Genomic DNA, 13,876 nt, shown 5'->3' with positions numbered 1-13,876 from the left:
ATGCGGAAAAGTTGTCATGCTAATTTGCTCAATTCGGATTTAGGCAGAAAGTTTCGGGCTAAGTCCCTCAAATTGGGATCTTAGGCGGAAACTTTCAGTCCAAATAATAGTTAGGCAGCCATAAATTTACAAGGTAGTTAAGAATGTTTTTCACTCAAGGTTCTTGGTCGTTTTATTACCATTTGAATGATGAACTGGAATTTAAACTATTCAAGCTATTAATGGCTGCGGAATCTGCTATCGAAGAAGAAAGCAATCTAGTAGATGCACCGAAGAGTTGGCTAAGGGCGTTGTATCACTGTCGAATATGTTGCATCCTTGACAATGGATTTGATCTACAGTCATGCAAGTGCAATGACGGGGAATTCAGTATTCATGTTGTTTTGACGGAGAAAGGTGTTGAACCCAAAGTTAATGCGTTATTTGTTCATTCAGTTAATGAGAAAATTGATGCTCGTGGGGCGCTGCATACCGTATTCTCAGAAATTAATAAAAGAGGTTTATTAGGTGCTCTACCTCCCTTTCCGTCAGATAGTTTTGCGTTTAGTATTCCGGGTAGATATCTTGATGATTGGAGATACGATGAGCGTATGGGCTTTCTAAAAAAGATGGCTGCTGAATACATTCGCTACGAAATAGATCGTGTTCGTCAACTCCGAGGAATCCCCAGGATGTATGATGTATGCCTGTCATACGCATCTGATGCCTTAGAGTTCGTCAATTCAGTAGCTTCTTACTTGTCAGAAAATGGTATAGAGGTGTTTTTTGATCGTTTCTTACAGAATGAGATTTGGGGCGAAGATTTATATGTACTTCTAGAAGATGTATATCGAGAGAGATCAAAGTACTGCTTACTCTTTATCTCAGATGCTTATGGTGAGAGATATTGGACTAACAGAGAGTTGAGAAGTGCATTGGAAAGAGAACGAAGATCTTCACAGCCTTATATTCTTCCGGTATTACTGACTGATAACCGGGTTAATATTCCTGGTCTCGAACTTTCCTCACGAGTGTGGTTCAAAGGTCATGATATAGGTGCAGCCTGTTTAGCTCAAGAAGTCTTGAATCGTTTAACGAATTAGGTGGATGAAATCAAACATCTTTGTACCGTCATCCCCTGTGCTGCCTAACATATTCCCTGAGCTTCTCTAAGTCAAGTAAGAATGTGAAAAATGCACTTCTACTGTTGTTGCTAAACCGGTTGGAAGCACAGCAATCTAGCGATTCTAAATTTGATTGCTTTAGCATTCCTAGAATCGCGGACTGAATCTTATATTTATTTCATCATCGCAATCCACAACATGACAGATATCGCGTTCATGCTTGTGAAACAATCTGCTGTGCTAGCGGTGAACCTTTCTGATGCAATGCAAGCAGATACTTGGCTTCATCATACGGAACTCGGTCTTGCCAGCAACGAAATAGAATCCGAATCCACTTAAACGCCAGTGCTCGAATTGCAGCTTGATGCGTCTTTCCAGCTTGTTTCTGAGCTTGATAAAATGCCTTTGCCCAGAGGGACGCTTTGCGCGATTCATTCGCCCACTCAATGAAGGTTTGGCGTAAGAATCTCGGCGCTCCCCAACGCCAATGTATCCAACACTTTTTCCCACTGCGTTCGGTTACCGGAGCAATGCCTGCATACTGCAACAAGTCTTGGGCAGTTTGATAACGAGTGCGATCTTCTCCAAACGCCAGCAGCAATCGTGGCGCGAGGTTGGTTCCAACATGAGGGAGCGCTGCAAAGATCGCAGCATCAGGCAGTTGATTGAATTCGCGATCTATTTGGGCTTCAAACTGACGCACCGATGTGAGCAAGCTACGAAGTTGGCTGACCAAGGCTTGCACCATTAGTTGAGACGATTCGACGATCGCGCAATCTTGTGTGAGTGGAATACCCTTGCATAAACACTCAATCCGACGCGCATTGCAGTCTTTGTAGCGAGAATGATGGTCACAGAAGAACTGCTGCAATTGTTCATCGCTGACTTGCTGCACCGCACTCAAACTTGACCATTCGGTGAGAAAGTCACAAAATACCATCGTGTCGCGATGCTCAAAACAATCAATCGCTTGAGGAAAGTAACCTTTGAGGACATCAACCAGCCTGTTGGTCGTGCGTCCAATGTCTTCGATGAGAGTCCGTCGCCATTCGACAAGCGCTTGTAGCTTTCGCAGATTCGAACTTGCAGGTTGCCAAGCCCTTAGTTTGTCTCGATGCTTTTGAAGCAGTTCAACTTGTAGTTCTGCATCAGTCGGATCATCTTTCGCACGGCTCGGAGTAAAGGCTTGACGATACTTGGAGACTGTTTGAGGGTTGACCGGATACAGCACAAGGAATTCATACTTGCACAGTGCATAGATCAACGGTCCACGTTTCTGTTCTAGACAAACGGCGATGGGTTGTCCCCCATAGCGCATTCTTAGTTGCATCGCCCAGGCTTCAATCGCTTCTGGTCGAGCGCCAATCACGCAATGTTCTTGAGTTTGAGCCGCACAATCATACAAACACACATCGTGCTTTTGGTCCGCCCAATCTAAACCAATCAAAGCCCCATAAGGCATGTCAGTCATCTGAGTCTACCTCCGAGTCAAATGTGTCATCATGGACTTGGTTTCAATCCCAGTCTTCAGGCGAAAGTATTATGGCAGACATGAAAATCTGTCCCTGAGGATTCGTTCATTGAGGACTAGGAAGTGAGGTCAGTGCGACAATATGTTAGTAGTCATCTGACTGTCGCCCGTTGCATAGTCGTCACTGATCTTTCCTCTTTTCAGGGCAGTTTCCAATTTCTCCGGGATTGCCCTTGTCTACCCATAAACGCCCATGCACACCGACCGTCGGGAGTGGATCGGTTATGATGCAAAGGTTATCTGCGGCGGGTGATTGGGGTCGTTATGCTGGCAAACATTTCCTGATTTTAATGTCACTAAGCTATTAACCCTAATCTCTAACGTGAGTTGCTGAGAGATGAAAGAGGAAGAAATACCCGATAAAAATCTTTTTATGATGTGCGAGGTACTAAATCGCAATGCTCTCACTGAATTGTCCGCCAATTATTCCGTAAGAAGTTGCAGACCTGACGAGCTAGGCATATGGAAAGCAATGCCCTTTGATGATGCAGATCTGGCAAAAAACTATGAGGGGTATATGTCTGACTATTTCGCTACCACTTATAGTGAAAAAGAAGAACTCTTTTTTGCTGAGACGTTATTTGTCTGTGATAGGCAGGATAAACCCGTCGCTACTTGCTTAGCTTGGAAAGCGTACAACGAATTCAATACAATTCAATGGTTTAAAGTCTTAAAAGAGTACGAAGGGCAAGGTATTGGAAGAGCTTTGCTTTCAATTATTATGCAGAAATTAAAAATGCGTGATTATCCTGTTTATCTTCATACACAGCCGTCGAGCTTTCGGGCAATTAAGCTTTACTCAGATTTTGGATTTTCTTTACTTTCAGGTGATAGTTTTGGTGTCAGAAAAAATGATTTGGATGAATGCTTGCCAATTTTAGAAGAATTTATGCCGAAAGAATATTTTCAGAGCCTCAGAATTAGTCCTGCCCCCAAAGAGTTTGAGGATACAGTCAATAAGTATGACACAAATCAATTTTGAAATTGAAGATCGACATAGAGTCACCATCAAAGGCTGTATAGCATAACAACAATCCCACTACATACCGACCGTTTTCAGCCTTTTCGTTGAGTTTGAGAAGCTATTAGCAGCGGGTGAACGGGGTCGTTCTCCTTCTTATGACTGGACTCTTCATCAAGGGCACACTAACTCAAAGTGATTGCCCTCATTCTCAATGAATCGACTGTTAATATTTACAGTGAGTTTGCTCCTGACAAGTTGTACTGCACAGGCGCAGAATTCAACTCCGAGTCCAACTCCCACCATTACTCCAACTCCCGCAGCTTCCCCGATTCCCAATTCCAGAGCAAAGCGCTTCACCCTAGAACTCAGCCTATCCGCGCCGGAAGATTTGAAAGTCCGCGAAGGTGATGTCGTCGTCATGGGACAAGTTCTCTCAGATCGCACTCGTGAACGCCAACGATTAGAAGCGCAGAAAGCCCAAGTCTTAATCCAACTGGATCGACTCAAACAAGCCCCAATCAAACCCCTCGCACCCAAAGCCGCATCAGGAATTGCCAATCTTCCAACCCCATCATTTATCGAGGAAGAAGCAGAAATCGATCGTAAACAAGTCGCCCTTCAGCAAGTCGAACAGGACTGGAACCGACAACAGCGCAAGATCGATTTACTGCAAGGCTTCAATCCAAGTGATCTTCCCCCTAGCACTCTGCCCCACGAACAAGAGAAACTGCGGCAACGGGAGCGCGACGTGAAACAAGCTAAGGCCGAGTTAGAACTCTCAAGAGCGAAACTCGATCGCGCTAAGGAAAACTATCAATATCAGCAATACGAGCATTCACTAGAAATCAGTAAGCGCAGCATCGACCTGGAACGTCAGCAGCAAGAATATCAGCGACAGTTGCAAGAACATGAACAGCAAGAGCGCGATCGCGTCTTCCAACTTGCTCAAGTCAATGTGCAACTTCAAAACTTAGAAACACAACTTACCAACTTATCGATCGTCAAGAGTGCCTACAATGCCAAAGTTCAACGGGTTAAATGGAAAGGTCAGAATAATCAAATTCTCACTGTTGAACTTACTCTTATTGTGGGCGATTTGCGAAATACCCCTCGCTCAAAGCAAGCCAGTTCCAACGACTCAGACGACCCAAAGCCAGAAACGCCCCCCTTCCAATCCTCAAATCCCCAAAGATGAAGCGTCAGAGCCAGAAGAGTCGAGCGAGGAAAAGACCGAAGACCCCGATACCATCAAAGCCGATGAGAACCCGCTTAATCCGGCTGGAGACTCACTCGATCGCTTAATTCAACTTCGCATCAATGATGACCTCTGGAAAGGAATGCTCGGTGATTTACCCTGCTTGGATATGTCGGATGCCTGCGTTCAGCAATTGCAGCAAAAAGCGATCGAGACTTCCCCGGAACTGAAAGCGATCGATGAACGGGTGAAGGTCATCGAACAGAAAGTCGATGAGGCAAAGCGAAATAACATCAAAACGGTTCAACTTGGTGTGTTTGAACCCTTGGTGCAGTCCTGGCTCAAAGTCGAAGACGTTCCAACTGTTCCAGGTCAGCCAGCGAGAAAGAAAGGCATTCTCAATCGCATCGGGGATTTGTTCTTCGGTAATACGCTCAGTTCAGTGAATGAGATTCTTTCCCTGGTAGGCGTGCCCTTATTCAGGAATGCGACAGGTGGCGATGCCGCTGCTCAGAGTCGAGCGATCGCGATCGGAGATTTGCAAGTCAAACTTGCTGAAATTCAGAACAAACGGGGTGAAATTGCGGCGAAGTTGCGTGAGAACGTCATCCTTCAAGTTCTCGACTTTGATCAAACCCGCCGAGAGTTTCAAATCTCTCAAGAAATTGCTCGTAGACAGGCTTTACAGCACAAATTAATTGAGCTGGACTACAGATTAGGAAATGGAGAAACAACGCAGTTCTTAGGCAACCTCAGCGCATTAGACAAACAAAAAGCCCAAACTTTTCGAGAGTGGGCAAGACTGCGATCGCAAATGATGAGAATCAAATTAATTGTGCTTGGTTCAGGTGAGCAGTGATTCAATCTATAGTACTTGTAAACTTTTTATAGGCTCAGCATATAGCTGTAACCCGATGGATGAAGGATTGTATCCTCAGTAATTGCACCGTCTAAAACTGCGTTCATCAAATTAGCAGAGTCAAGATTTGCCCACTTTAAACACGCGCCAGTCAATTTACAGTAGCTCAGGTTTGCCCCAGTTAGGTCAGCCCCAGTTAGGTCAGCCCCACTTAAATCTGCATGACTAAGATTAGCGTAGTTCATTCTAGCGTTACGTAGATCGGCATTGTTGAGCTTAGAGTATCGTAGACTTGCTCCTTGAAGCTTAGTCCTAAGAAGGCTGGCATAACTTAAATCTGCATCCTGTATAAATGCATGGCATAAGCAGGCATCATTTAGCTCAGCGCTGATGAGCCAGGCTCCTGTTAGAAAGACGCTTGTTAGGATAGCCCGATTCAAATTTGCGTAACTAAGATCTGCTCCATTAAATTTTGCATACTCTGAAATCGCTTCTATCAAAACTGCTTGGCTGAGATCGGTATCTGTAAGGTCAGCGTTCGTAAGAATAGCAGTTCCTAAGTTTGCTTGAGATAAGTTGGCTCCAAGAAGGTTTGCTCTCCTCAAATGTGCACCCTGCAAGTTGCTGTTGGATAGATTAGAAAAACTTAGATTACAGAATCTGAGATCTCGCTCTCTAAAGTCAAATCCTGCTAGATCGCAATAACTAAGATTGCTAGCAAATTCAGAATTACTCCTTATATTTTCATAAGCTTCGCTCCTCGCAAAAGTCCGCTCTAAACTTGCTAAATCCAAAACATCGGATAAACTCTCCCCGTATAAAATAACAGTTGAACTGCTTGAGACAAATTGATGCTCAAGATTATGGCGTTTGACAACTGATTCAATTGACAGAATTGGTAATTCTGCACCCTTAAAGTTGAATGAACTCAAAGTAACAATTGCAGGAATACCTTTGTGAAGGGCACAAGCTATCTCTAATGCAGACTCAAATTCGACGAAAGACAATTCTCGCGACATTGCCAGTATGGCATCATCCTCATAGCAGACTTCAAGAATATTCTCTAAATCCGCAATATTTTCATCTACCTCCTCAGCATTGAAGAGTTCAACAGTCGCACGAATTTTCTTGATTCCGAGTGAGGTTATGAATCCTTTGATTTGTTGTCGATGCAGCATATCCCATAGGATTTCAGCCTCCTCCACCGACGAGTTTCGTCGGTTCAGCAAAACCTCCAAAATCACATCAGCGTCAATCAACAAATCCATCTCCGATTTACCTCTGTTCAAGACGGTGAGATTCTTCGTCTACAGGTTGATTATCTGTTCCTAAAGAACGTCGAATCTTCTGTAGCTTCCTTTTCGGACTCATTTCTTTATCTTCAGTCGATTCAACTAACTCGTATCCAATTAATTCAGCAGGCGAGCAATCCAGAGCTTCACAGAGTTTGATGACACGTTCAATATGTTCTAAACCAGATCGTCCCTTCTCCCAATTTTGAATGGTATTCTCTGTCACACCAACTAGACGAGAAAGTTCTAGTTGCGTCAACTCAGCTTCTTCCCGAAGCTGTGCAATCTTGGAGATGGCTCTCCTGTTTTGATTCATGAGCACAGTAGGTTTGTCTTTACTCCTCGATCATCCTACTACCCTATTGACATAATAGAAAAGAATTTTGGTCAAGAATGTTTGACATAAACAATTTAACCAAATAACTTTAGTGCTATATTGTAACCACTTCTAAAATCACTACCGTGGATTTATCGCTATGGATCTACACAACTTGCCTCCTAGCTCTTCCAACCTACCGAACTCTGAATCTTTAGCATCGAATCGTTCCCTCGTTCTCAGAGAGCGGCTACGTCAAGCGAAACTTAGTTTCGACCTGGCTTTTATTATGACGGTGGTAACTGCTGTAATTAGCTTGGCTGGACTCTCCCTTTTATTCTCGAAAAGAGGGTCTGAGGGTCTTATTACAACACTAGGAGGAGGTTCTTTCAGTGTTTGTTGCTACAGGTTAGCTAAGGATGCCAACGATCGCCTTGATAAAATCGCATCAGAGTTAGACGATGAGCATTGAAACTGTCCAGAAATTGTTTGCAAGAATTTTAAAAAGCAAGCTCTGCAAAGCAGTGTGAATTGGGTGGGCTATTGTTACGAGCGTCTAAATTGTTAGGCAAGAATATTTATCGACAGAGCGGTAATTCAGCCGCAGTGAGCGATTTAATCAAACTGGTTCCAAGTGAAAGCGTTCCACTTGTATAGCTTGAAACGGTGAAAGTCACTTTACCGCTGTTGTCGGTTCGAGTCGTTCGTGTGAGAAGGTTTAGACCTGAACTATTGAACAGTCGAAGTGTGTAATTCGTCTGATTCAGTGCATTACTCACAACGATATTTCCATTGGCTTGTTTACAAGTGCTTGCATATTCTTGCAATGTAACTGAGAACGTCTCTTCAACTGTGTTTATGCCATCGCTGACTGTAATCGTGATTGGAATATTGGCACTTACATTCTTAGGCTTAATCATCAAAGTACGATTGCCCTCAAACCCCGCCAGTCTTACTGATTCAAATCCTGAGAAGTTTGAGGCATTGGTCGTAATCTGTAACTGATTGAGTGCGGTATCTGGATCAGCGATCGTAAACGTGATGATCCGCTCATTCAGTCCATCACCCTTCGGAGCAGGAGCGAGATTCCAGGGTGCAGGCTGACCCACTACGATCGTCGGTGGTTTGGGTCGATCGTCAATGGTTTGCTCACTCATTGCCGTAGCCAGAGGCGGCGGAAAGTCTTGCGGTCTGTAGAGTTGACCCCGTTGGCAGAGAAGTTTTTCTGATGTGGGCAAATCTGCGATCGCAAATCGCGCGATTCCTCCGTTGAGCGTGGGTAAGAGTGGCTTCTCTCCTAGTGAACTACCAGAGAGCCTGATAAATCCACAGGCATTGGCTTTTAAGTTCCTTTGCCGTCGTTGATTCAAGTAAGAAACGGTGTACCAGCGCTTGGTCAGTTTAGGTAGTGCAACGATTCCATCTGAGGTTCTGAATGGTGAAGTTCTGGACTCTGCCAATTGACCATCTTTGCAAGCTGGCAGCATTTGGACGGGCAATCGAGCCGAATCAATGAGCATTCGTTCAACGAGGATTTCTCCCGCTGCATCGCGAATCATCAAGACTCCACAGGCATTTGTAGAGAGTGTTTTAGTCGTCATCTCATCTCGCGCCGCTTGAATCGCTTGATGCGGTTGCAGCCCATAAATAAAGACCCCACCGGACGGATCTTTGAAAATCCTTCCTTGCTCAGCCAAAGCAGGAACAGCCATTAAATTCATCGCGCTTGCTAATCCAATCGCCCAGTTCTTCACCATTCAAAAATCCTCAGATTAATTGCAGGGAGGAGCATCACCGTACTCAAGATCGTTGCCTTGGGTATAGTGTTTGATCATGTTGCTCCAGTCATCTTCCATCGATGTCCCACTAAACAGCCTTGCTTCATTGCCCTGCCAATCCCATGTGATTAGCCTGCCGCATTGGTTCGTCTGAATCGTTCGTGGCTCCTCAAAATAGACCGTGTAGAAGGTATTGGGTGAAAGGCTTGTAATCTCTAGTTTTCCGTACTGTGAAAGATACGCCTTAGATGGCAAAATCACAGGTTCCTGATTGAGCACAGTCAGCATAAATTCAGTCGAGGTTGTACTTGAACCATCACTGACTGAAATTGTGAAGGATGCCACAACGCCATGAGAATTCTGAGCTGGAGTGATTGTGACGGATCGATTCGCTCCACTCCCACTGAAGACAACGCCTGAATTCGGGACGAGAGGCTGATGCTGACTACTAGACAGCGTTAATTGATTCGCTGGGGTTTCCGCATCTCCGATCGTAAAATTCACCGTAATCGATGAGTTCATATTCACGGTTTGCATGGCGATCTCGCTAATGGTAGGAGCCAAATTACTTGAGGTTGTCGGCGTTGTCCCTCCCTCATCTAGGATCGTTTGATTGCTCAGCGCTGATGCCAATGGAGGCGGGAAACTGGCAGGTTTATAGAGCTGTCTGCGTTGACAAAGAATCTGTTCTCCAGTTGGTAAATCTGCGATCGCGAATCTTGCTACTGCGCCGGATGTTGTTGTCAATAAGGGCTTGTCTCCCAATGAATCACTCGGCAGTCTCACAAATCCACAGGCATTGGCTTTAATGGCTCTAAGCTGTCTGCGATCCAGCATTGAGACTTGATAACGGCGATTGGGTGTGAGTGGGATGATGGCATCCCCTGCTCCAGTTCTGAAAGGTTGCGATCTCGGTTCTGCCAACTGTCCATCTTTGCAACTGGGGAGAAGCTGCGTTGGTAAAGTCGCTGTCTCGATCGTCTGTCCCTCAACTCGAATTCTTCCAACCGGTTGAGTTTTGGAAGGTTTGACAATCAAGAGTCCACAAGCAGTTGAAGTAATAAACCTCGCCGGAGCGAAGTCTCTCCCTGTCTCGATCGTCTCCCCCGGTTGCAAACCATAGATGAAAATTGCGCCGGATGGGTCTTTGTAAATTCGTCCTTGTTGGGATGCGTGTGCAGGATTTGCGGTGATGATCAGTGCTGCGATCGAGACTGCGATCGCAATGAATTTAAGCCATCGGTTCATAAGTCCTCACAAAAAAGAAACCCCTGAAGGCAGGGGCGGAAATGATGTGGTGATCGATGGGTTAGTGATTCATGCCCTCCGGCACAAACATCACTCCACTGCGGCAGAGCGGTTCATTCATCGCACTTGTAATTGCTCCGATTGTCGTGTCTGCGCCTGTCCCAATTCTCACTTGAGTTGTGTTGAGTAATGGAGCAGTCGTGCTGCCTCGGAAGGTGGCAAATCCGCAAGCATTGGCACGCACATTTCGAGTTGCATCAGCCGTGAAAATCGCTTCATAAGAAGTGTTCGGCGTTTTCACAATGACCACATCGCCAGCACCCGTTTTGAAGTCAGCCGTTCGAGCTTCTTCAAGGACACCATCGACACAACGAGGAATTAAGCGAGTCGGCAAGGTTGCAATGTTGATCGTGCTGCCATCTACTGATTTCAATCCTGAGAGAGGAGCTGTACTGGAATCGCGCAATGTAATTAACCCACAAGCATTTGCGGAAACGCGCCGAGTCCGATCTGCGCCAATCAAGGTTACGGGCACATCTGCGTTCGGAGTCTGTTCACCAATATAGACAGTGGTTTGACCGTTTCGCTCGACCTTGAAAATGCTGTTGCCGTTGTATGTTTGAGCCGATGCACCGGACACAAAAGCAGGCAGGGTGGAAAGTGCTAACCCTGTGAGAGCTGCGATTTTTCTGAGTTTCATGAACTTGAATCAACTGAGTAACGTTACCTTTCCCATGAATCATTGGGAATGCTGAAACCTGTATTAACCAACGCTGGGTCTGCACATCCATGAAACTACTGAAATCCGGGAAACTTCTTCTCAATGCTTTGCCTTTATTTGCGATCGCGGTAATTCTCGGAGGGATTGCCCACCAAAAATATCAAAGCGATGCAGCTTTGCCCGATTATGATGATCCCTCGGCTGTAATGGCGATGTCTCTTAGAGCCAGTCCGTCTATGTCTCAGTATCATTCCGTGAAGCGTGTTGCCGACGGAGATACGATCATCCTTAATAATGGCGAGAAGGTTCGGCTTTGTGGAATTGATGCACCGGAATCCTCACAACCATTAGGAGCAGAATCGACGGCAAATTTGAAGCGGTTGATCGATGCGGCTGGCGGGAATGTGATCGTGACGGAAATGGAACGCGATCGATATGGAAGGATTGTCGGTGAGGTCTTTGTTAAACGTGCCAACGACGAAGCCTTGCTAAATATCGAGCAGTTGCAATCAGGCATGGCTTATCTATACGAACGATATGCAAAGAACTGTATGAATGGGTCACTCTTTCCCGATGCTGAAAGTAGAGCTAAAGCCAAGAAGCGAGGAGTTTGGAAGGGCAACTATCAGCGTCCTTGGGACTTTAGGCGGCAGAATCGGTAGAAATAATTGCCTGCTATCGGTTTTGACTGTCTAAGTCAAAAATGTTCCATCCATTTCATGTTCGATAGATGCAGCCTTTGATCGCTATCGAACATGAAATACTGAATCCTCATTGCACTGTTAATATTTACAGTCAGAAATCGGATAAAAAACGAAGCTTTCTTAGAGGTCATCCCGCTGAATCTTCCAAGCTGATGTCGTTCCATTCTTACCCTGCCGAATGCAGATGAATCCGTAGCGTCTAATCTCATTTCCTCGCAGAGTACGCAGTTGCAGGAGTTGAGCCAGTTCAGGAGTCGATAAACGCCATCCTTTTTCACAGGCTTCATCTAATAATCTAATGTGTCCAATTGGGTCTGAATTTGGCATGATCCGTGTCATTCGATCGAATAAAGTAAGTATTGCCAGCGATGGATCAGAAAGAGACTGAGTGTAGGTGGATAGTTCACCGAACTGTTCACTAGGTTCATCAATTCTCTTCATGATGCAGAACTGATCGATCGTTGTACCATCGAGTTTCAAATAGTCGTCTAGCTCATCTAGAAGCTGGATCTGGGCTGAGGAAGCGATCGCTTTCTTACTACCTTTCGGCTTATCAAATTCTAGTTTGAGCCGATTCTTACGCTCGTAGAACTGAGTCTTTCCAAGATCATACCGTTCCATCAATTGCTCAATGCTTAGTCCGTCTAACTCTGCTGTGATTGCTTTCATACTACTCACTGGACTGTTCACCGAACTATTATAGGCATGAAAAAACCGACCATGAACAATGATCGGGCTGAAGAAAGCAACTGAGTTAAGCTGCAACCAGAGATGTCATTTTGCAGTAAGCCAAATATATTGCTTTGTAGGGTGCATTTACCTCTGGTAGAAACTCATCATAGCGATCGATAACCCAGCTATTCGGGGTTTCTTTCATCAGAGTTGGATGAGCAGTCCGCTTATAGTTCAGAAGTTGTTCGCCGACTTGTGGTGCTTCTCCCAATACATTAAATGCAAAGCCTAGAATTGGTTCGCCAACTGCTGAAAGCTCAATATGAATGGTTTCATGCTCATAGCCTTCATAATCCCATTTGAAAGGCGTTGAGAGGGTTTTGTTGACGTGAACGAGGTAAACATCAATGCTAGGTTTGAGTGACTTGTAGGGTGTAACTTTGACCTTAAACCAGCATTGTTCAGAACCGAGTGAGATTGTTTCTCCAATATCGGGAACTGTATCTGACCATTCCACTCGGATTGGGTCTTCGCCTACTGCTCGATCGCTCTCTCGGCAACAGGAATAAATGATGAAGTTCATGGCTTCTCCTAGATCATCTGTATCGATTATCGTCGAAATATTCGGGCTGTGCGTCTGCTCCTTCAAAAATACAGAGATAGGGTAAATTTCCTCCTACATAACGCCGCTCGACTAATCGTAATTGTCTTCCTTGCTTCTGAAAATTACGCAGCATCGTATCGCAGTCTGCGCGGCTCGACACAGCATGAGTCTCACGCTGTCCTTCCACATTGCCTGGATCTTGAGTAGAGGAATGATAGGACGGTGCAAGGGGTGTAGATCGGGGAGCGGGACGACTGGGAGCAGAATAATTGCCACCTCCGCCAATCGGAACGGCTGGAACGGGATAAAGTTCATTCTCACCACAGCCAGCGAGAAGCAGAATCCCGATCGCAAGAAAGGATTTCTTCATTCTTGTGTTTCCCACCTTACAATTCAAAATTCGCAGAATTTCTAACTGCCCAAAACAATAGAACTATTGATTCTACGGGAGCAATACATTTTATGTAAGTTATACAGTGAGAAAATACATTGAATGATTACATAAAGCTTTACTTGCGATCGTGGCTCTGTCCCAAAACCTCTTGTAGCAAGTCTGTTTGGCTCTGGGTGCGCTCGATCAGTTCGCGAATAATGTCGGCGTAGGCAAGCGTGACTTCGTACTGTTCAGGCATGTCCTCGAAGTCGATTCCAGATCCCCAACGCTGAATCGTATTTTCTTTCACTCGAAGGACTCTAGCCAGCAGCGCTACACATCGTTCCCGGTAGCCTCTAACTTGTTCTTCTTCTGGGGTTGATTTGAACCAACGTTGGCAGAATTCGCGAGCTTTCATCCGAGATCCTAAAACTTCGTAAGGCGAAACTCTCTTATTCTTCCTGAGATTAGTCAACATAAAAACTTTTTGAGTTGAGTTGCACTAGCAAAATCACA

General features: G+C 45.2%; 15 protein-coding genes. 5 read left to right on the top strand and 10 right to left on the bottom strand.

Annotated features, from left to right (window positions below):
- The first annotated feature begins 143 nt into the window (after positions 1–143).
- Positions 144–1,082: a toll/interleukin-1 receptor domain-containing protein gene (locus tag J0L70_RS11240; protein WP_287454576.1), complete on the top strand. Its 939-nt coding sequence runs from the start codon at positions 144–146 to the stop codon at positions 1,080–1,082.
- 235 nt (positions 1,083–1,317) lie between these two features.
- Here the strand turns inward: J0L70_RS11240 and J0L70_RS11235 are convergent, their stop codons facing one another.
- The gene (locus tag J0L70_RS11235) at positions 1,318–2,574 is read right to left on the bottom strand and encodes an IS110 family RNA-guided transposase (RefSeq protein WP_287454574.1); all 1,257 of its coding nucleotides are present in this window, start codon (positions 2,572–2,574) and stop codon (positions 1,318–1,320) included.
- 397 nt (positions 2,575–2,971) lie between these two features.
- Between J0L70_RS11235 and J0L70_RS11230 the strand changes: the two genes are divergently transcribed.
- The gene (locus J0L70_RS11230) at positions 2,972–3,616 is read left to right on the top strand and encodes a GNAT family N-acetyltransferase (RefSeq protein ID WP_287454573.1); all 645 of its coding nucleotides are present in this window, start codon (positions 2,972–2,974) and stop codon (positions 3,614–3,616) included.
- A 998-nt stretch (positions 3,617–4,614) separates the two neighbouring features.
- Entirely contained in the window at positions 4,615–5,652 is a 1,038-nt protein-coding gene (locus J0L70_RS11225) for a hypothetical protein (protein WP_287454572.1), read from the top strand.
- Between the two features lie 26 nt (positions 5,653–5,678).
- Here the strand turns inward: J0L70_RS11225 and J0L70_RS11220 are convergent, their stop codons facing one another.
- Together J0L70_RS11220 and J0L70_RS11215 are read right to left on the bottom strand one after the other, a co-directional pair.
- Positions 5,679–6,920, bottom strand: a complete 1,242-nt coding sequence (locus J0L70_RS11220; protein WP_287454571.1) for a pentapeptide repeat-containing protein — start codon at positions 6,918–6,920, stop codon at positions 5,679–5,681.
- 7 nt (positions 6,921–6,927) lie between these two features.
- Positions 6,928–7,260 carry a helix-turn-helix transcriptional regulator gene (locus J0L70_RS11215; protein WP_287454570.1) on the bottom strand — a complete coding sequence of 111 codons (333 nt, stop codon included), beginning with the start codon at positions 7,258–7,260 and terminating at the stop codon, positions 6,928–6,930.
- A gap of 160 nt (positions 7,261–7,420) precedes the next feature.
- Between J0L70_RS11215 and J0L70_RS31985 the strand changes: the two genes are divergently transcribed.
- A complete protein-coding gene (locus J0L70_RS31985; protein ID WP_353736632.1) occupies positions 7,421–7,732 on the top strand; it encodes a TRADD-N-associated membrane domain-containing protein in 312 nt (103 codons plus the stop codon).
- A gap of 106 nt (positions 7,733–7,838) precedes the next feature.
- Here the strand turns inward: J0L70_RS31985 and J0L70_RS11210 are convergent, their stop codons facing one another.
- The 3 genes from J0L70_RS11210 to J0L70_RS11200 all read right to left on the bottom strand — a co-directional run bounded on the left by J0L70_RS11210 (position 7,839) and on the right by J0L70_RS11200 (position 10,986).
- Positions 7,839–9,017, bottom strand: a complete 1,179-nt coding sequence (locus tag J0L70_RS11210) for a hypothetical protein (RefSeq protein ID WP_287454569.1) — start codon at positions 9,015–9,017, stop codon at positions 7,839–7,841.
- A 15-nt stretch (positions 9,018–9,032) separates the two neighbouring features.
- Positions 9,033–10,286 carry an Ig-like domain-containing protein gene (locus J0L70_RS11205; protein ID WP_287454568.1) on the bottom strand — a complete coding sequence of 418 codons (1,254 nt, stop codon included), beginning with the start codon at positions 10,284–10,286 and terminating at the stop codon, positions 9,033–9,035.
- A 61-nt stretch (positions 10,287–10,347) separates the two neighbouring features.
- A complete protein-coding gene (locus tag J0L70_RS11200) occupies positions 10,348–10,986 on the bottom strand; it encodes a hypothetical protein (RefSeq protein WP_287454567.1) in 639 nt (212 codons plus the stop codon).
- Positions 10,987–11,075: 89 nt separating this feature from the next.
- Between J0L70_RS11200 and J0L70_RS11195 the strand changes: the two genes are divergently transcribed.
- Positions 11,076–11,669 (top strand): thermonuclease family protein, encoded by a 594-nt coding sequence (locus J0L70_RS11195; protein ID WP_287454565.1) that lies wholly within the window; start codon positions 11,076–11,078, stop codon positions 11,667–11,669.
- A 162-nt stretch (positions 11,670–11,831) separates the two neighbouring features.
- Here the strand turns inward: J0L70_RS11195 and J0L70_RS11190 are convergent, their stop codons facing one another.
- From J0L70_RS11190 to J0L70_RS11175, 4 genes are all read right to left on the bottom strand, one after another.
- Positions 11,832–12,380 carry a hypothetical protein gene (locus J0L70_RS11190; protein WP_287454563.1) on the bottom strand — a complete coding sequence of 183 codons (549 nt, stop codon included), beginning with the start codon at positions 12,378–12,380 and terminating at the stop codon, positions 11,832–11,834.
- 85 nt (positions 12,381–12,465) lie between these two features.
- Positions 12,466–12,966: a hypothetical protein gene (locus J0L70_RS11185; protein ID WP_287454562.1), complete on the bottom strand. Its 501-nt coding sequence runs from the start codon at positions 12,964–12,966 to the stop codon at positions 12,466–12,468.
- A gap of 13 nt (positions 12,967–12,979) precedes the next feature.
- Positions 12,980–13,357, bottom strand: a complete 378-nt coding sequence (locus J0L70_RS11180; protein WP_287454560.1) for a hypothetical protein — start codon at positions 13,355–13,357, stop codon at positions 12,980–12,982.
- 139 nt (positions 13,358–13,496) lie between these two features.
- Positions 13,497–13,778 carry a hypothetical protein gene (locus J0L70_RS11175; RefSeq protein ID WP_287454559.1) on the bottom strand — a complete coding sequence of 94 codons (282 nt, stop codon included), beginning with the start codon at positions 13,776–13,778 and terminating at the stop codon, positions 13,497–13,499.
- Positions 13,779–13,876 lie beyond the last annotated feature (98 nt).

The organism is Leptolyngbya sp. UWPOB_LEPTO1 (assembly GCF_017302695.1).
Lineage (GTDB): Bacteria > Cyanobacteriota > Cyanobacteriia > Leptolyngbyales > Leptolyngbyaceae > Leptolyngbya > Leptolyngbya boryana.
Note: the sequence above shows the minus strand (reverse complement) of the source record. Positions and strands in the feature narration are given on the sequence as shown.